Origin of the sequence: Alkalibacterium sp. 20, assembly GCF_001885615.1 — a bacterium.
Classification (GTDB): Bacteria; Bacillota; Bacilli; order Lactobacillales; family Carnobacteriaceae_A; genus Alkalibacterium.
Genome location: NZ_LSRN01000026.1, coordinates 14692 through 29885, shown reverse-complemented (window position 1 = coordinate 29885; position 15194 = coordinate 14692). Strand labels below are relative to the sequence as shown.

The following is a 15194-nucleotide window of genomic DNA, read 5'->3' as shown; positions in this document are numbered from 1 at the left end:
TCAACAAATACCTAAGGAGAATGCGTATGAGTGATAGACTAAATTAACCTTGGCTGCAGCAGTTGAACTATGACCCGATCCCCCTTTTGTTGAAGAGTGCTAATGAATGCTTAAAGTTGAAAACTATCAATACCTTATTGGAAGAAGAAGTCAGTTTCGAATCATGCTGGACTTCAAGAGAAGTTTTACAATTAGTGAAAAAGCAGCAACCTGAAGGGTATTGGAAGTATCCGCAAAACCGAAAGAACATACAAATGGATAATTTAGACCAATACCAGACATACCGCAATTTGGGGAAGTTAGTTGAGATGTACAATCTTGATCGGTCTCATTCAGCAATTCAAAAAGCATCGGACTATTTTTTTTCGGTTCAAACAGCCAAAGGGCATTTCCGAGGGATATATGATAAACAGTGTACACCAAATTATACCGCGGGTATTGCAGAGTTACTTATTAAAGCAGGATTTAAAGAGAATCCTAGAATCCTAGAATCATTGTGGCATTGGAATGGTTACTAAATAATCGTCAAAATGACGGAGGCTAGGCACTTCCTTTCAGAACTAGAAAACATAATATTGGGGTCTCTTATGACTATCATGAAACGATTCAGCCCGATTTCAATCAACCCTCATCTTACATGGTCACGGGTGTGGTATTGCGTGCATTTGCGGTACATCCTTTATTCAGAGAAAGACAGGACGTTAAGGAAGCTGGAGCATTAGTCAGTGCTTATATTTTTAAAAGAGACGTATACCCAGATAGGCAAGATAAAAAACATTGGACACAATTTGTTTACCCGTTTTGTTATACGGACCTGATATCTGTACTGTACTCTTTATCCCTATTGGGTTGTTCACCGTTGCAGCCTGACATTGAAAAAGGACTGCAATGGCTTATTGACGGACAGCTGGAATCTGGTTCGTGGGATTTGAAAATCACTGCTGGTCGAGACAGAGAAACGCTGCAACTTTATTTGGATTTAGCTATTTGCAAACTTTTTAAACAGTTTTCATTAAATTGATTCACCAAATAAATCAGAGAAAGCAGGGATAATAATGATAATCAATTATGAATTATTAGAAGAAGATTTTCTTGAATTTAATTTACATCATATTGAAGAATCTCCCTCTCAGAAAAAAATATACTGGGTCTTACGCATTTTGCTGCCGCTTTTGTGTGCAGTGGCTATTTATTCGGTGGGTGCAGCTTTATTTGATCAATCATCGGTATATTGGTCTATACTAGCGATAGGATTCTTTATCATGTGGGTGATCTACTACCCCACGCAACATAAAAAAATCCTTTTAAATCAAACCAGAAAACTTTTGTCAGAAGGAGACAATTCCTCATTATTTGGTAAGAAGACGATGACGATTAAAGAGGATGTCGTAACTGTGACTGGTGAAGATGAACAAGTACAAATAAAAAGAGAAAACATTAACACTATAAAACAGTACGAAGAGCTGATATTACTTTATAATAGCAGCGTTTCAGCTATAATTATTCCAACGAGAAATTTAACGCCGCATGAAATAGAACAACTAACAAATCTGAAATCACAAAATAAACAGTGAGTACAATAATTAGATAGTCATGATTTTTCCGTATTTAAATAACATAATAATGGGCTGAATCAGCTTAGAAAGGTTGAAAAAAATTGAAAATCAAGTATATTTCTTGGAAAAAATGGCTATTAAGCTTGTTTATTGTAGTTGTTTTAATAATTATTTCCGGATACATTTTTTTGAGAATGAACACCTATAAAGCTATGCCAGAAGCGACAGCTCTACTTGAAGAGGATAACGTCACTCAAGACGAGCGGTGGATCACCATCACACCTAAAGAAATTGAAGGCCACATTGTTTTATATCAAGGAGGGTTAGTGGAGACAGAAGCCTATCTTCCTTTAGCTAACGAATTAAGTGACGAGGGATATCAGGTCTTTATACCGCAAATGCCTCTCAATTTAGCTATACTTGATATTGATGCCATTGACAAAATTAAAGTGGCTTATCCGTCAGAGAAGGAGTGGTGGCTGGCCGGACATTCTCTAGGTGGCGCGAGTGCTTCTATCTATGCAAAAGAAAATTATGAAGAAATTGAAGGATTGATTTTTCTGGCTGCTTATCCGAGTGATAACAGCGACTTATCTGCGTTACTGCTCTCTGTACTATCCATCACAGGTTCAAATGATGCCATTTTAAATTTAGATCAGTACGAACAGACAAAAGACTTATTGCCTGAGGACACAACTTATGTGACGATAGATGGAGGAAATCATTCCAATTTCGGTCATTATGGATTCCAAGCAGGTGATATGGAGAGTGATCTTTCTCGAGAAGGACAACAGGATGAAATCGTTCATTATATCAGTGATTTTTTAAATAATAAGAGGTGAATAAAATGAATAAAGAGTTTGAAATGAGAAGAACGCTATCTACAGATGAAAAATCAGAACTGTTAGCTGTTTTAAAAACACGTTTTGATAAAAATATGAAGCGGCATAAAAATATGGAATGGCATGACGTTCTAGATAAATTGGAATCAAACGAACAGGCTTTAATTTCCCTACAAGCTATGGAACAGACCAAAGGGGAACCCGATGTTATTGAAAGTGGATCTGATTCTGTTGAAATACTATTTATTGATTGTTCTGAACAAACACCCTCAGGCCGTAGAAAAGTGTGTTATGATGATTTAGCTTTAGAATCCAGAAAAAAATATCCACCCGAAGCGAGTGCTGTAACAATGGCTAAAGAAATAGGGGTTGAACTGCTTGATGAAACGCAATATAGAACACTTCAAAAGTTGGGTGAATTTGATACCAAAACATCGAGTTGGATTCAAACACCAGAAAAAATCAGAAAGTTAGGAGGCGCACTATTTTGTGATAGGCGTTATGATAGTGTGTTTGTTTATCATAATGGTGCAGAATCGTATTATGCCTCAAGAGGATTCAGAGGAAGCTTGAAGGTCTGAAAAGTCTGAAACGTTCAAAAATATTGTTACAAATTTGTTTGTTATTATACAAAAGTAATTGAAACATGTTAAAATATATGAGAGATTTACCTTAAGAAAGATTAGCGAAGGAGATTTATGAATGACTTTTAAAAAATGGATGGTGACGACTAGTCTTGTATCAAGTGTTTTATTGTTGAATGCTTGCGGACAGACTTCTGAAGAGGAACCATCACCTGATGAAACAGCTCAAGAAGAAGTTAATCAAAACGAAGAGTCACAAACGACTGAAGAACCTGATGACGAAGATCAGATTGAAAATGATGAAGACTCAAATGGTTCGAATGCTTCAGATAACGAAGATGGCGAGCCATCTGACTCAGTAGACAACGGAAGACCACAACTTGACCTAGAAGAGGATGTCTTGGAACCCGCTAGTTTTTCAGTTTTAGTAAATAAACAGTACAGTCTACCTGAAGATTATGTACCGGACAACTTAGTCACAGTAGAAGTACCGACAGTACTTCCAAATCCTGAAATAAAACAGATGAGACAGGTTGCTGCAGACGCGCTCAAAGAAATGTTTGATACAGCAGAAACTTCCGGTATTATTCTTCATGCGCGGTCAGGTTACCGCTCATATCAGACACAAGTTCAATTGTTTAATAATTACGTTAACAATCACGGTGAAGAAGCAGCGAACAAATACAGTGCCCGACCAGGTGAAAGTGAACACCAAACGGGACTGGTCATGGATGTTACCAGTGAAAGTGTAGGCCTTCAGTTAACTGAAGAATTTGGTAACACTGAAGAAGGTACTTGGGTTAGGGATAACGCGCATGAGTTCGGCTTTATTATCCGTTATTTGGAGGGTAAAGAAGATATAACGGGATATGTTTTTGAACCATGGCACATTCGTTATCTTGGTCCTGAATTAGCAACAGATGTTTACGAGAGTGGACTTTCTTATGAAGAATATTTAATCGATAGGGGGATAAACATTGAGATCTAATAATAGAAGAAACAAAAAAAATACTACAATGATTCTTGCGATTATTGCTTTAGTTGTTATATTAATGGGAGCCGGCATTTATGTATGGGCTAATCCGTTCCAAAATGATCAGGAAACAGCGGAGACAAATGAGGAAATGGAAGGAGATTCAGGAAATACTACTGAAAAAGAACCAAACAAGGATGGAGAAACAGCTGAATCTGATTCAGATGAACAAGCTGAACAAGAGGCTGAAGAGACTTTCATCGATATCCGTATTTCCGCAGTAGGGGACGTAATGGGTCACCTGAGCCAACTTATCGCTGCTCACGATGCTCAAACGGATACGTATGATTTTAATTCGGTTTTTGAAGATGTGAAACCTTTTATTGAAGAAGCGGATTTGGCACTTGCTAATTTGGAAACCACATTGGCTGGACCGTCGGTACCATACAATGGGTATCCGATGTTTAACGCGCCTGATGAATTGGCAGATGCGCTCAAATACGCTGGGTTTGATACCATAGTTACATCTAATAATCATAGTTTGGATACACGAGACGAAGGTTTGAGAAGAACGGCTGAAGTTATTAAAGGTAAAGGTATGGATGTAGTTGGAACGTATGAATCAGCACCGGATCCAGACGAACGTTTTTTAATTAAAGATGTAAAAGGAATAAAAGTTGCCATCCTTGCGTACACTGAACACACAAATGGACTGGATGCACAATATTCTGCTGAAGAAGTTCATTCGATGATAAATATTATTGATGAAGCACAAATGGTAAAAGATATCGAAAATGCTAAAGCACATGATCCGGATATAATCGTTGCTTATACACATTGGGGAAATGAATACACAAGAGATCCTAATGAGGTTCAAACGACAAATGCAGAGATTCTTGCCCGTGAAGGTGTAGATATCATCTTTGGTGGTCACCCGCATGTGATTCATGAAGCTGAATTTATTGAAGTGGATGGCAACGAAGCCTTTGTGATTTATTCCCTAGGTAACATTTACTCAAATCAACGTAAAGAGACGTTGGGTGAAGGATTTGAACCCACAGAAGATGGGGTTATCACCAGCGTGGATATTCAAAAAAATGAACAGACCGGAGAAACAACCATAAAAAGTGTCGATTTTGTTCCAACTTGGATGTATCGCCACAGCGATACTGGTGGAGCTCCTTACACTTACCGTATATTACCTATCGAATCACACTTGGAAGATACCACAATCCAAGAATCGTATAAAGAGCGTATGAGAAAGTCATATGAAGAAACAATGGAAAGAATAAATATGCCGAATTCAGAAAATGAGTAAAGTGTTATGGAATATTTAATTTAATATTTTAAAAAGGTGGAAGCAGGAAAGTATCTGTTTCCACCTTTTCTATTGCCTCGCTTCATTTATTGAGTTTTCCTCTGTACTTTATTGTGGGAGAAGTGGACGATGCGCCGGGCGTTATCATAGTAGGTATGATGTTTATTTCTGCACCAACAGTCATTGCAGTATTTGCGGCAGTCCTTCAGAAATTAATGGGAAATGCGCTTGAAATTAAACGGGACAATGACTTAACGATATAAGGAGGTTGCTATGGCCATACAAGTGAATTTGGATATCATGTTAGCTAAAAGAAAGATGAGCGTTACTGAACTTTCGGATAAAGTTGGGATTACAATGGTTAATATCTCCATCTTGAAAACAGGAAAAGCAAAAGCCATAAGGTTTTCAACGCTGGATAAAATCTGTCGAGTTCTTAGCTGCCAACCTGGTGACATTCTCGCGTATACTGATAAAGGTGAGAACCAAGAGTAATTGATTGTCTATGGTTACGTATAATTGTTATAAATGAAGCTCAAACAATTCAGTCTAAGCACATTTACTTAATATAGAATGGATCATAGAACTGTAAACGAAAACATAAAGGAGAAATAATCATGTCAAATAACAAGAAAAACTTAACAATCATTCAAATGAATGATACGCATGCTTACTTTAACTTACATCCTGAATGGTTTTTTGAAGAAGGTCAATTTGTATATCGAAATGCTGGAGGGTATGCCCGTATCGCGACACTTTTAAAAGAAATACGCAATGAAAGCCCCAATGACGTATTGTTCTGTGATAATGGGCACACCTTAAACGGGACGATGCCAGCAGTAAGAACAGAGGGGGCTGCAGTCATTCCCATCATCAATGAACTGGGTATTGATGCTATGGCATTACACTGGGAGTTTGGATATGGACCTGAAACGTTAGTTGAAAAATCAAAAGAGTTGAATTTCCCACTGTTAGCGAATAACGTGTATAAAATAGAAAATGAAGAGCTTCTGTTTCCACCTTTTAAAGTTAAAGAATATGAAAATTTGAAAATAGGCATAATAGGGATTGCATCTAATATCGTTGATAAAACCATGCCGGCATCGTTTAGTGAAGGTGTCAGATTCACGTTAGGCAAAGACGAATTACCGGGAATAATCGAGACACTTAGAGAACAGGAACAGGTTGATCTTGTGGTGCTCGTTTCACATTTGGGTTTTCCTCAAGATATGAAATTAGTATCAGAAGTAGCAGGCATAGATGTTTGTTTAAGTGGACACACGCACAATCGTTTAACTGAACCTGTTGTCCAGGGGGAAACAATAGTGATACAATCAGGTTGTCATGGTTCGTTTCTTGGTCGTCTTGATTTAGAGATAACTGATGGTAAAATAACGCAGGTTGAACATGAATTGATCGAAGTCTCAGAAGATATTAAACCGGATGCTCGAATATCTGAAATCATTGACCAAGAACTCTTACCTTTTAAAGAAGAGATGGAAACTATTGTAGGTGAAACGAAAACGGCCTTGAACCGTGCAACGATGCTTGAGTCGACGATGGATAATTTTCTTTTAACTGCCATTCTTGAAAGTACAGGAGCAGAAATGGCATTTTCAAACGGATGGCGATACGGAGCACCGATCGTTCCGGGACAAGTGACACTCAATGATTTGTATAATATTGTACCGATGAACCCCCCCGTTATGACTGCAGAAATAACTGGTCAGGAACTTTTGGATATGATAGAAGAAAATTTGGAGCGTTCAGTTTATTCAGATGCTTATCAACAAATGGGCGGATTCATTAAACGTGCGTTAGGCTTGAAAGTATTTCTGAAAATAGAAAATCCTAAAGGACAAAGAATCCAATCCTTATTTGTCAAAGATGAACCGGTTGACAGAACAAAAAGCTATCAGGTTGCTTACATTACGTCCCAAGGAGTTGGGTCTGAATACGGTCAGAATAAGAAGGAATCATCTATACATGCTGTGCAGAGTATGAAAGATTATTTGGAAAAATACAATCCGATTTCAATAGACTACTATAAAACGTATGAACTTTTATAGGAATGAATGGAGAAAAAAATGTTTGATGAAGTAAATGGAATAAATAGCGTACTCTTAGCAATGATCGGATGTATAAATATCTTTACATTTAGCATTTATTACGTAGACAAACGTCGTGCAATAAAAAGGAAATATCGAATTTCAGAAAAAGCATTGCTAATGTCTTCTTTTCTTTTTGGAGGAATCGGCGCCTGGCTGGGCATGACTTTATTTAGACATAAAACGCAGCAAGCTTTATTTAAATATAGCTTGCCTGTGGCTGCAATAATAACACTCGGTGTGATTTACTTGATTGTAAGACAAAGCATTTCCTCGTTTTTTTAGAAATAATGTTGAATAACACTCTAATTTGTTAATTATGATGGGGGTAGAGTGGTGTTTTTTATTACAATCAATGTGGTAACCTGCAAGGCGAAAATTGATTTAGTAATAGAAGCATATCGCTACGACATATATATTATGAAATATGTTTACATTGTCATTAGAATACAGGTGGACGCTGACTACTTATGTGCTATTTACGTTTGAGAAGAGTTTCTAAAAGCATAGAAAATTTTAAAATAAGAAATTACTGGGAACACAGATAAAAAAACCAGCCTCTTTCGAAAGTCGAAAGAGGTGGTTTTTAGTTTTCAGTAAATATTGTTTATTCAAATACGAACCATAAGAAATTAAATTTGAGCCGATTTCCTGGAAAAGCTAAAAAGTATGATGGATTAAAATTGACCAATATTGATTTTTTTATCTATCAGGGGATCCGGAAGTGGTTTGCCAAACAGGTAGCCTTGAAACAATTCATACCCTTGATGCTTTAACCAGTGAAAATCAGCAATGTCTTCAATACCTTCGGCTAAACATAGGCCTCCATAACTGTGAGCTTTCTCTAAAAACGATTTAGCTATTAGTTGTTTTTCTTTGGAATGACTGACCCCTTGGGCAAAAGCCATATCTAATTTAATGAATGGCGGTTCTAATTCTCCTAACAAATCAAGCGTATTATAACCGGAACCCACGTCATCTAGGGCATAGCTAAAACCATTTTTTTTATAGTAGCGAAGGATTGATTTTAAATGCTCGATATCATCAACTTTTTCAGTCTCCACGACTTCAAATACAAAACGGTCACTCGTTATATTCAAACTGTGTGCCAAGTCTGTCGTGGCTCTCAGACAGTATTCGGGTTGATAAATAGCGGTAGGTATAAAATTGATGAAGGCTTTTTGATTGCCATAAAGGCGTTTGATCTGTTTAACGGCCTGCATGCGACATAACCGGTCGAGCGCAAATGTCCGTCCTCGTAATTTAGCTGCCGGAAAAATTATATCCGGATATATAATAGCTTCTTCTTTATCAAAAAAACGTGCCAGTAACTCATAACCGTATATTTCTCCTGTTTGAGTGATGATAGGCTGAAAGTACATTTTTATACTTTTCTCTTTTATAAGTTCATCCAGCCATGATGTTTTTCTGTAGTCATCAAACGTATCCAGTGACGACCATTCTTTGTGAAGGGGGGCAAAAGTTACACCGGATGTAAGATTCATTTCTCTCAAAAAATCAACCATATCATTGCTGGCAGCTTCAGATGTATGTAAGATATTTTCTTTCCAGATATATGAAGACGTATCATGAGAAAATTCTTTAGTAATTAAACTTTTCAATTGTTTTGGAATGTTAAAGGTTAACTCACGTTTATGTATAGTACAATTTAAACAGTCCATGCTCATCCTCCGTTGTTATATTTAACCATCTAATAGGAACAGTTATAGAAACATAAAAGAAGTGTTCTAGAATCATTCTAGAACACTTCTTATTAAATTTAAGCTACTTTTTTACTATTTTTTTCTTCCTGTAACCATATTCCAAATGAAAACAATGAGTGCAATGACGAGCAGAATATGGATAATTCCACCACCGATTTCAAAAACCAAACCTAGAACCCAGAAAAGAACTAATATTCCAATAAGTGTCCACAACATAATAAAACCTCCTTAAACTTTGATAATTTTATTATAGCAAATTATTATTGAATCGCTTAATGATATGCATTGAATAAATAGTTCTAATTATTCGTTTGAAAAGATTGAGAATGGTAAACTTAGATTATAATAGAAGACTGAAGAGGAGTAAATCATGAATATAGGATATGCATGTATAACAAAAGGTTTAGTTGAAACTAATTACAAAACGTGTCGCAAGATAAACGCAACTGAAGAGAATCTGAAACTGCTGATTGAACATAACTTAAATGTGTTAGAGAAAATGATTGAGTACAATAATCAAGTAGGTATTAGACTATTTCGGATCAGTTCAGATATCATTCCGTTCGGATCAGACTCTGCAGTGAATAATTTAGATTGGCCAACTCTGTTCGAACCCTTATTTACTCGGATTGGAGAAAAAATCAGGCGATATGGTATTCGGGTTTCGATGCATCCTGGTCAGTACACGGTACTGAATTCTCCAATAATAGGAGTGGTGGAGCGAGCGATTGATGATTTGAATTACCATACACTATTCTTAGATTTATTAGGAGTTGGTTCAGAAAGTAAGATCATCTTGCACGTCGGTGGCGTATATAACGATAAAGAAGCTGCCATAGATAGATTTATCCAGGTGTATGAAAAACTTGACCAAAAAATTAAAGACCGGCTCATTATTGAGAATGATGATCGTTCTTATACCATCAAAGATGTATTGGATATCAGTAAAAGAACAGGCGCACCGGTCGTATATGACAACTTGCATCATGCATTAAATAGTGAGGGTGAAACGTATCCTGATTCTTACTGGATAAATTTAGCAAAAAAAACGTGGCAAAAGAAAGATGGACGTCCCAAAGTTCATTATTCACAGCAACAACTCATTGGGAGGGAAGGGTCTCATTCACAATTTATCCGAATCGATGAATTTATGACTTTCTATCGGGATGTAGAGCCGTGTGAGGTTGATATCATGTTGGAAGTTAAAGATAAAAATTTATCAGCAGTAAAGTGCCTATTAGCGACAACAACTGATCCAAAGATGAGTGACTTGGAAAAAGAATGGGCAAAATACAAGTACACGGTACTAGAACGGTCACCAGCGATTTATGACAGCATAAGAGAACTACTGAAAGACAAGTCATCATATCCGGTTATTCCATTTTATCGGTTGATTGAAGCGGCTCTTGACCAAGATCTCAATATTAGTACGGCAATAAATAGTTTGGAACATGTTTGGGGATATGTTGATCAAGAAGTTACAGACAAAGAAAAAGAAAAATATCAAGATTATAAATCGAATTTGATGGAAGACATAAAATACTTAGAGAGAGTTAAGCGCTTCTTATATAAGTTAGCATTAAAGTATGAAGTAGATTATTTAATATACTCTTTATATTTTGAATTATAGAATTTTGAGGAGGTTGTCATGATGAGAGGTAAAAAGCAATTAGGTATTATTTATAGCCTGTGGTTCATTTTAATGTTGGTCGTCAATTATATTACTGCAACAGATGTGGGAATGGTTGCTGATCAGGATCCTGCAATAATCCAACCTGCTGGATACGTATTTTCGATATGGGGCATTATTTACCTACTATTATTCGTCTGGATCGTACGCTTGATTTTTTCTAAGCATAATAAAAATCGCATATACGAAAGTGTACATTATTGGCCCATTGCTAATTTTATTTTGAATGGGTTATGGATCATCGCTTTCACAGAGGGTTGGTACTTAGCTTCAGTTATAATAATAATCGCTTTACTCATTACTTTGATTTTTATTTATAAAAATATTTCCCGCGTTTCTTCTCACTGGTTTGATCGTTTACCCTTCTCTATTTATTTTGGCTGGGTAACGGTAGCAACACTCGTCAACATCATGACGTGGATAAATGAGATGGGTATCGAGGAAGTATTTGGATTTGATGAATATCAGTTGACGCTTGCTTTACTCATTATGGGGACAATGATCGCGGTATTTGTTTCACTGATCAATCGAGACTGGTTATACCCGCTGGTGTTTGCCTGGGCGTATACGGGCATCATTGTAGAGACCGATTATCAGTTGTTCTGGCTAACGGTTGTATGTGGAGCAAGTATTTTTTTCCATCTTTTAGTATCAGTTCTTACGGGAATCAAACGAATTAGACAGTGAAATGAGTAGTCCGAAATCTTCAGTTATAGCTTGGAGCAGTATTGATTATACTGTATCTATAAGTGAAGATTTTTTCTTTTTGCTTAATTAGTTTTTCAGTTAAGAATAATTAAATAAATGGTATAATGATTCAAGAATCGTTTGGAAGGATGAAAAGTTTGGAGATTAGTTTGAAAAAGTTACCTGGAATTGGATTGTCTGGAATCATTGCTATAATTGCACTTTACATAGAAACGATATTACCCGGTCACTATATTGGGGCGACTGTAATTGCCATGTTTTTAGGTATTTTTTTTCGTACAGTCTATTATAATGAAGAAGTATTGCAAGAAGGTGTGCAGTATACCTCAAAGAAAATATTGAAAGGTGCAATTATATTACTAGGCGCTTCTCTTAATTTTTCTATTATACTAGAAGTTGGAAGTCAGACCCTTTTAGTCTTGTTGTTTACTCTGTTTACGGCTTTTGGTGGAGGACACGTATTAGGGAAATTATTTAAAATCAACTGGAAGCTCAGTAATATGATTGCTGCCGGAACGGCCATCTGTGGAGGGTCAGCTATCGCTGCGATGGCTCCGGTAATTGAAGCAGAAGATGCAGATGTGTCTTATGCTATCTCTTCTACCTTTTTGTTTGATATGTTGATGATAATCTTGTATCCGATCTTCGGTCGTTTATTGTTACTTAGCGATACTTTTTTCGGTTACTGGGCTGGAACATCTATTAACGATACATCGAGTGTCGTCGCTGCCAGCTTTGCTTTCTCTGAAGTAGCCGGTGAAGTCGCAACGATGGTAAAACTGACACGAACGTTAGCTATTATCCCGACTGTTTTAATCTTTTCAACTATATATTACAGAAACAAACGCAAAAAACCTGATCTTAGAAAGGCTAAAGTCTCTCTTTCGGGTTTAATTCCCTGGTTTATAGTGGTTTTCGCATTGATGGCTTTACTAAATTCAATAGGCATAATCAGCCCGAGTGTTGCTGGAGTAATGAAAACTATCAGTCGTTTTCTGATGGTTGTGGCTTTAGCCGCAATTGGTCTAAAAACGAACATGGCAGTTTTTGTTAAAACCGGTTGGAAACCTTTTATACATGGTTTCATATTATCCTCTTTGGTCGTCATCGTCTCTTATGTTGTTGTTCTATTTATCATTGGGTAATAGAGTGTTTTGAGAAGGAGAGAATATAAATGAAAAAAACAGTTAAAATCATTGGTATTTTACTAATCAGTGTCTTTATGCTTTGGTTTTTACTCTTTTTATTCCCTTTATCTTCAAAAAGTAGTCATGCTTTTTTTGAAGATAAAGAAGGTCCCTTAGTGATTGCTCATCGAGGGGGGAAAGCAATCGCTCCTGAAAATACTTTAGCAGCCTTTAGAAATGCTGCAGAGCTGGATGTAGATATTCTGGAGTATGATGTACATATCACTGCCGATGGACATCTGGTAGTGATTCATGATGACACCGTAGATCGAACGACCAACGGTTCAGGAAGAGTCAATGAAATGACTCTTGAAGAAATAAAAGCTTTGGATGCAGGGTACCAGTTTAAAGATGCGAAAGGCGATTTTGTCTTTCGCAACTCAGGGGTTAAAATACCAACAGTACAAGAAGTCTTTTCAGAATTTAATGATAAAAAACATTTAATTGAAATTAAGGATTCCAACGATCCAGTTATGTATGGTGATTTAATTGATGAAATGTGGAACGAGATTCAAAAGTTTGATATGAAAGATAAAGTATTGATTGCTAGTTTTGATCATGATATAAACCTGAGATTCCAGGATGTTTCCAATGGCGAAGTAGCCATTGGCGCAGGGGAAGAAGAGACGAGACAATTCGTCACAATGCATAAGGCTTTTCTTAATGCGCTTTATAGACCGAAAGCAGCAGCTTTTCAGCTGCCAACTGAACAGGAAGGTTTTAACTTAGCTGATTGGAAATTGATCCGAGGGGCAAATAGCCGTGGCATGCACGTCTACTATTGGACGATCAATGAAGAAGATATGATGGAAAAACTGATTGATCTTGGTGCTGATGGAATCATGACAGATAACCCTCGGTTACTCTTGGATGTCTTATCAAACAACTAATATTAATTGACTTTTAAAATCAAGTTACAGAAAGGAACATTTTAATGGAGTTCACATTATTTGAGACAAGTGACGTGCATGGGTATCTTTATCCTACTGATTATCAGTCACGCAAGCATGAGCAGGAACAAGGCTTATTTAAAATAGCCACTCTACTAAAAAGAGAACGTCAAGCGACAACAGGGCCAAGTCTTACTATAGAGAACGGTGATATTATTCAAGGATCACCGTTTACTCATTACTTAGTTAAACATAAAAAATCGGCTAAATATTTAACGGATGCAGTCAATCAACTGAATTTTGATGTTGGAATAATTGGAAATCATGAATTTAACTATGGGTTAGATTACCTCAACTCAGCAGTGGAAACCTCAAAGTATCCTTTTTTATGTGCCAATATAGTAAAAAGTGATGGCAGTTTAGCTTTCGGCCAAGCATATAAAATATTTGTACAGGATGGAATCAAGGTGGCTATATTGGGGTTGACGACGCAATATATACCTAATTGGGAACACCCCGAAAATTATAAAGGGTTAACCTTCTTATCAGCGACAGAAACGGCAAAGAAATATATACCCGAGTTAAGAGAACAAGCTGACATCGTTGTCGTCAGTTATCACGGAGGATTTGAAAAAGATTTTAAAACTGGTAAAGAGACAGAAGTACAGACAGGAGAAAATGAAGGCTATAAAATATTAGAAGAAGTTGAAGGCATTGATGTCTTACTTACCGGTCATCAGCACCGCTTGATAGCTGAAGTCGTCAAGAATACTGCCGTAATCATGCCCGGTCACAAGGGAGAGTATTTAGGTAAAGTTGTGATAGAACTTGAGAAAAATAACGACACTGTCACAATCAAAAAAATGAAACCTGAACTTCTTTCAGTCGATGGGGTACCCGTTGATGAAAAATTGTCCAATCAATTAAAATGGTTGAATGATGAAGTAGAAGAGTGGCTAGACCAGCCTGTCGGGCAGGTTAAAGGGGACATGCAAATATTCGATGTAGAAAAAGCAAGACGAGAAGAACATCCTTATATTGAGTTTATCAACCGTGTTCAGATGTATTATACTAAATGTGATATATCGGGTACTGCTCTTTTCAATAATACGGTTAATGGGTTTGATGAATCAGTATCGTTGAGAGATGTGGTGCTTAATTATATTTATCCAAATACTTTAGCCGTTCTCAAGGTAACAGGTGAAGACTTAAAAAATGCTATAGAACGATCAGCAACGTATTTCAAAGTAAAAGATGACAACCAAATAACCATTAATCCTGAATTTATGAATCCCAAACCTCAAATGTATAATTACGATATGTATGAAGGCATCGACTATACGATAGATGTCGCTCAGCCTGAAGGAGAAAGAGTGGTGGAATTTAAATATCAGGGTAAAGATATTTTGCCCAATGATGAACTGGAAATTGTAATCAACCAATACCGAGCGGTGGGTGGAGGCGATTACGGTATGTTTGATGCAACAAAGATCATTCGGGAAGTGACGATCCCAATGAGTGAACTTATCGGTGACTATTTTGCACAATTTTCACCGATTGTAGCTGAAGTGAATAACAACTTTAAAATTATTTCTACAAAATAAGAAAAGACGG

The 15194-nt window shown here is 36.8% G+C and carries 17 protein-coding genes and 1 pseudogene; 16 read left to right on the top strand and 2 right to left on the bottom strand.

Translation table 11 applies throughout. The annotated features are described in order from the left end of the window. The first annotated feature begins 116 nt into the window (after window positions 1-116). The 11 genes and pseudogenes from AX762_RS12390 to AX762_RS05090 all read left to right on the top strand — a co-directional run bounded on the left by AX762_RS12390 (window position 117) and on the right by AX762_RS05090 (window position 7666). Entirely contained in the window at window positions 117-518 is a 402-nt protein-coding gene (locus AX762_RS12390; RefSeq protein ID WP_143139303.1) for a hypothetical protein, read from the top strand. A gap of 137 nt (window positions 519-655) precedes the next feature. Further along, window positions 656-1021, top strand: a complete 366-nt coding sequence (locus tag AX762_RS12385; RefSeq protein ID WP_083432819.1) for a hypothetical protein — start codon at window positions 656-658, stop codon at window positions 1019-1021. Between the two features lie 34 nt (window positions 1022-1055). Continuing rightward, window positions 1056-1574, top strand: a complete 519-nt coding sequence (locus AX762_RS05130) for a YcxB family protein (RefSeq protein ID WP_071848086.1) — start codon at window positions 1056-1058, stop codon at window positions 1572-1574. A gap of 83 nt (window positions 1575-1657) precedes the next feature. Beyond that, window positions 1658-2398, top strand: a complete 741-nt coding sequence (locus AX762_RS05125; protein WP_071848085.1) for an alpha/beta hydrolase — start codon at window positions 1658-1660, stop codon at window positions 2396-2398. A 5-nt stretch (window positions 2399-2403) separates the two neighbouring features. Further along, a complete protein-coding gene (locus tag AX762_RS05120) occupies window positions 2404-2979 on the top strand; it encodes a DUF4256 domain-containing protein (protein ID WP_071848084.1) in 576 nt (191 codons plus the stop codon). A gap of 121 nt (window positions 2980-3100) precedes the next feature. After that, entirely contained in the window at window positions 3101-3970 is an 870-nt protein-coding gene (locus AX762_RS05115; protein ID WP_071848083.1) for a M15 family metallopeptidase, read from the top strand. After that, entirely contained in the window at window positions 3960-5273 is a 1314-nt protein-coding gene (locus AX762_RS05110) for a CapA family protein (RefSeq protein ID WP_071848082.1), read from the top strand. Before AX762_RS05115 ends, AX762_RS05110 begins: the two co-directional genes overlap by 11 nt. Window positions 5274-5329: 56 nt before the next feature. Next, window positions 5330-5536 (top strand): annotated as a pseudogene (locus AX762_RS05105) (DUF2975 domain-containing protein); the annotation flags it as partial. Between the two features lie 10 nt (window positions 5537-5546). Then, window positions 5547-5768, top strand: a complete 222-nt coding sequence (locus AX762_RS05100; RefSeq protein ID WP_071848081.1) for a helix-turn-helix transcriptional regulator — start codon at window positions 5547-5549, stop codon at window positions 5766-5768. A gap of 122 nt (window positions 5769-5890) precedes the next feature. Next, a complete protein-coding gene (locus AX762_RS05095) occupies window positions 5891-7342 on the top strand; it encodes a bifunctional UDP-sugar hydrolase/5'-nucleotidase (RefSeq protein WP_218162465.1) in 1452 nt (483 codons plus the stop codon). 18 nt (window positions 7343-7360) lie between these two features. Next, the gene (locus AX762_RS05090) at window positions 7361-7666 is read left to right on the top strand and encodes a DUF1294 domain-containing protein (protein ID WP_071848080.1); all 306 of its coding nucleotides are present in this window, start codon (window positions 7361-7363) and stop codon (window positions 7664-7666) included. Window positions 7667-8058: 392 nt separating this feature from the next. On the opposite strand, the gene AX762_RS05085 is transcribed toward AX762_RS05090, so the two are convergent. Next, window positions 8059-9063, bottom strand: coding sequence for an EAL domain-containing protein (locus tag AX762_RS05085; RefSeq protein WP_071848079.1), 1005 nt, complete (start codon window positions 9061-9063; stop codon window positions 8059-8061). 114 nt (window positions 9064-9177) lie between these two features. Further along, window positions 9178-9321 (bottom strand): lmo0937 family membrane protein, encoded by a 144-nt coding sequence (locus tag AX762_RS12580; protein ID WP_143139302.1) that lies wholly within the window; start codon window positions 9319-9321, stop codon window positions 9178-9180. Window positions 9322-9475: 154 nt separating this feature from the next. Here AX762_RS12580 and uvsE point away from each other — a divergent pair, with 154 nt between their 5' ends. The 5 genes from uvsE to AX762_RS05060 all read left to right on the top strand — a co-directional run bounded on the left by uvsE (window position 9476) and on the right by AX762_RS05060 (window position 15184). Beyond that, window positions 9476-10735, top strand: coding sequence for a UV DNA damage repair endonuclease UvsE (uvsE, locus tag AX762_RS05080; protein WP_071848078.1), 1260 nt, complete (start codon window positions 9476-9478; stop codon window positions 10733-10735). An 18-nt stretch (window positions 10736-10753) separates the two neighbouring features. Further along, complete coding sequence (locus tag AX762_RS05075) at window positions 10754-11482, top strand: tryptophan-rich sensory protein (protein WP_083432815.1); 729 nt, start codon at window positions 10754-10756, stop codon at window positions 11480-11482. A gap of 170 nt (window positions 11483-11652) precedes the next feature. Further along, the gene (locus tag AX762_RS05070; RefSeq protein ID WP_218162464.1) at window positions 11653-12648 is read left to right on the top strand and encodes a YeiH family protein; all 996 of its coding nucleotides are present in this window, start codon (window positions 11653-11655) and stop codon (window positions 12646-12648) included. Window positions 12649-12677: 29 nt separating this feature from the next. Further along, window positions 12678-13580, top strand: coding sequence for a glycerophosphodiester phosphodiesterase (locus AX762_RS05065; RefSeq protein ID WP_071848075.1), 903 nt, complete (start codon window positions 12678-12680; stop codon window positions 13578-13580). Window positions 13581-13624: 44 nt separating this feature from the next. Continuing rightward, window positions 13625-15184, top strand: a complete 1560-nt coding sequence (locus AX762_RS05060; protein WP_071848074.1) for a bifunctional UDP-sugar hydrolase/5'-nucleotidase — start codon at window positions 13625-13627, stop codon at window positions 15182-15184. The last annotated feature ends 10 nt before the right edge of the window (window positions 15185-15194 follow it).

Bases quoted from the DNA above. Each gene is read 5' to 3' on its own strand.
- AX762_RS05120 (WP_071848084.1), top strand. From the start codon at position 2,404: ATGAATAAAGAGTTTGAAATGAGAAGAACGCTATCTACAGATGAAAAA.
- AX762_RS05085 (WP_071848079.1), bottom strand. From the start codon at position 9,063: ATGGACTGTTTAAATTGTACTATACATAAACGTGAGTTAACCTTTAAC.
- AX762_RS12580 (WP_143139302.1), bottom strand. From the start codon at position 9,321: ATGTTGTGGACACTTATTGGAATATTAGTTCTTTTCTGGGTTCTAGGT.
- AX762_RS05090 (WP_071848080.1), top strand. From the start codon at position 7,361: ATGTTTGATGAAGTAAATGGAATAAATAGCGTACTCTTAGCAATGATC.
- AX762_RS05130 (WP_071848086.1), top strand. From the start codon at position 1,056: ATGATAATCAATTATGAATTATTAGAAGAAGATTTTCTTGAATTTAAT.
- AX762_RS05075 (WP_083432815.1), top strand. From the start codon at position 10,754: ATGATGAGAGGTAAAAAGCAATTAGGTATTATTTATAGCCTGTGGTTC.
- AX762_RS05100 (WP_071848081.1), top strand. From the start codon at position 5,547: ATGGCCATACAAGTGAATTTGGATATCATGTTAGCTAAAAGAAAGATG.
- uvsE (WP_071848078.1), top strand. From the start codon at position 9,476: ATGAATATAGGATATGCATGTATAACAAAAGGTTTAGTTGAAACTAAT.
- AX762_RS05065 (WP_071848075.1), top strand. From the start codon at position 12,678: ATGAAAAAAACAGTTAAAATCATTGGTATTTTACTAATCAGTGTCTTT.
- AX762_RS05095 (WP_218162465.1), top strand. From the start codon at position 5,891: ATGTCAAATAACAAGAAAAACTTAACAATCATTCAAATGAATGATACG.
- AX762_RS05115 (WP_071848083.1), top strand. From the start codon at position 3,101: ATGACTTTTAAAAAATGGATGGTGACGACTAGTCTTGTATCAAGTGTT.
- AX762_RS05060 (WP_071848074.1), top strand. From the start codon at position 13,625: ATGGAGTTCACATTATTTGAGACAAGTGACGTGCATGGGTATCTTTAT.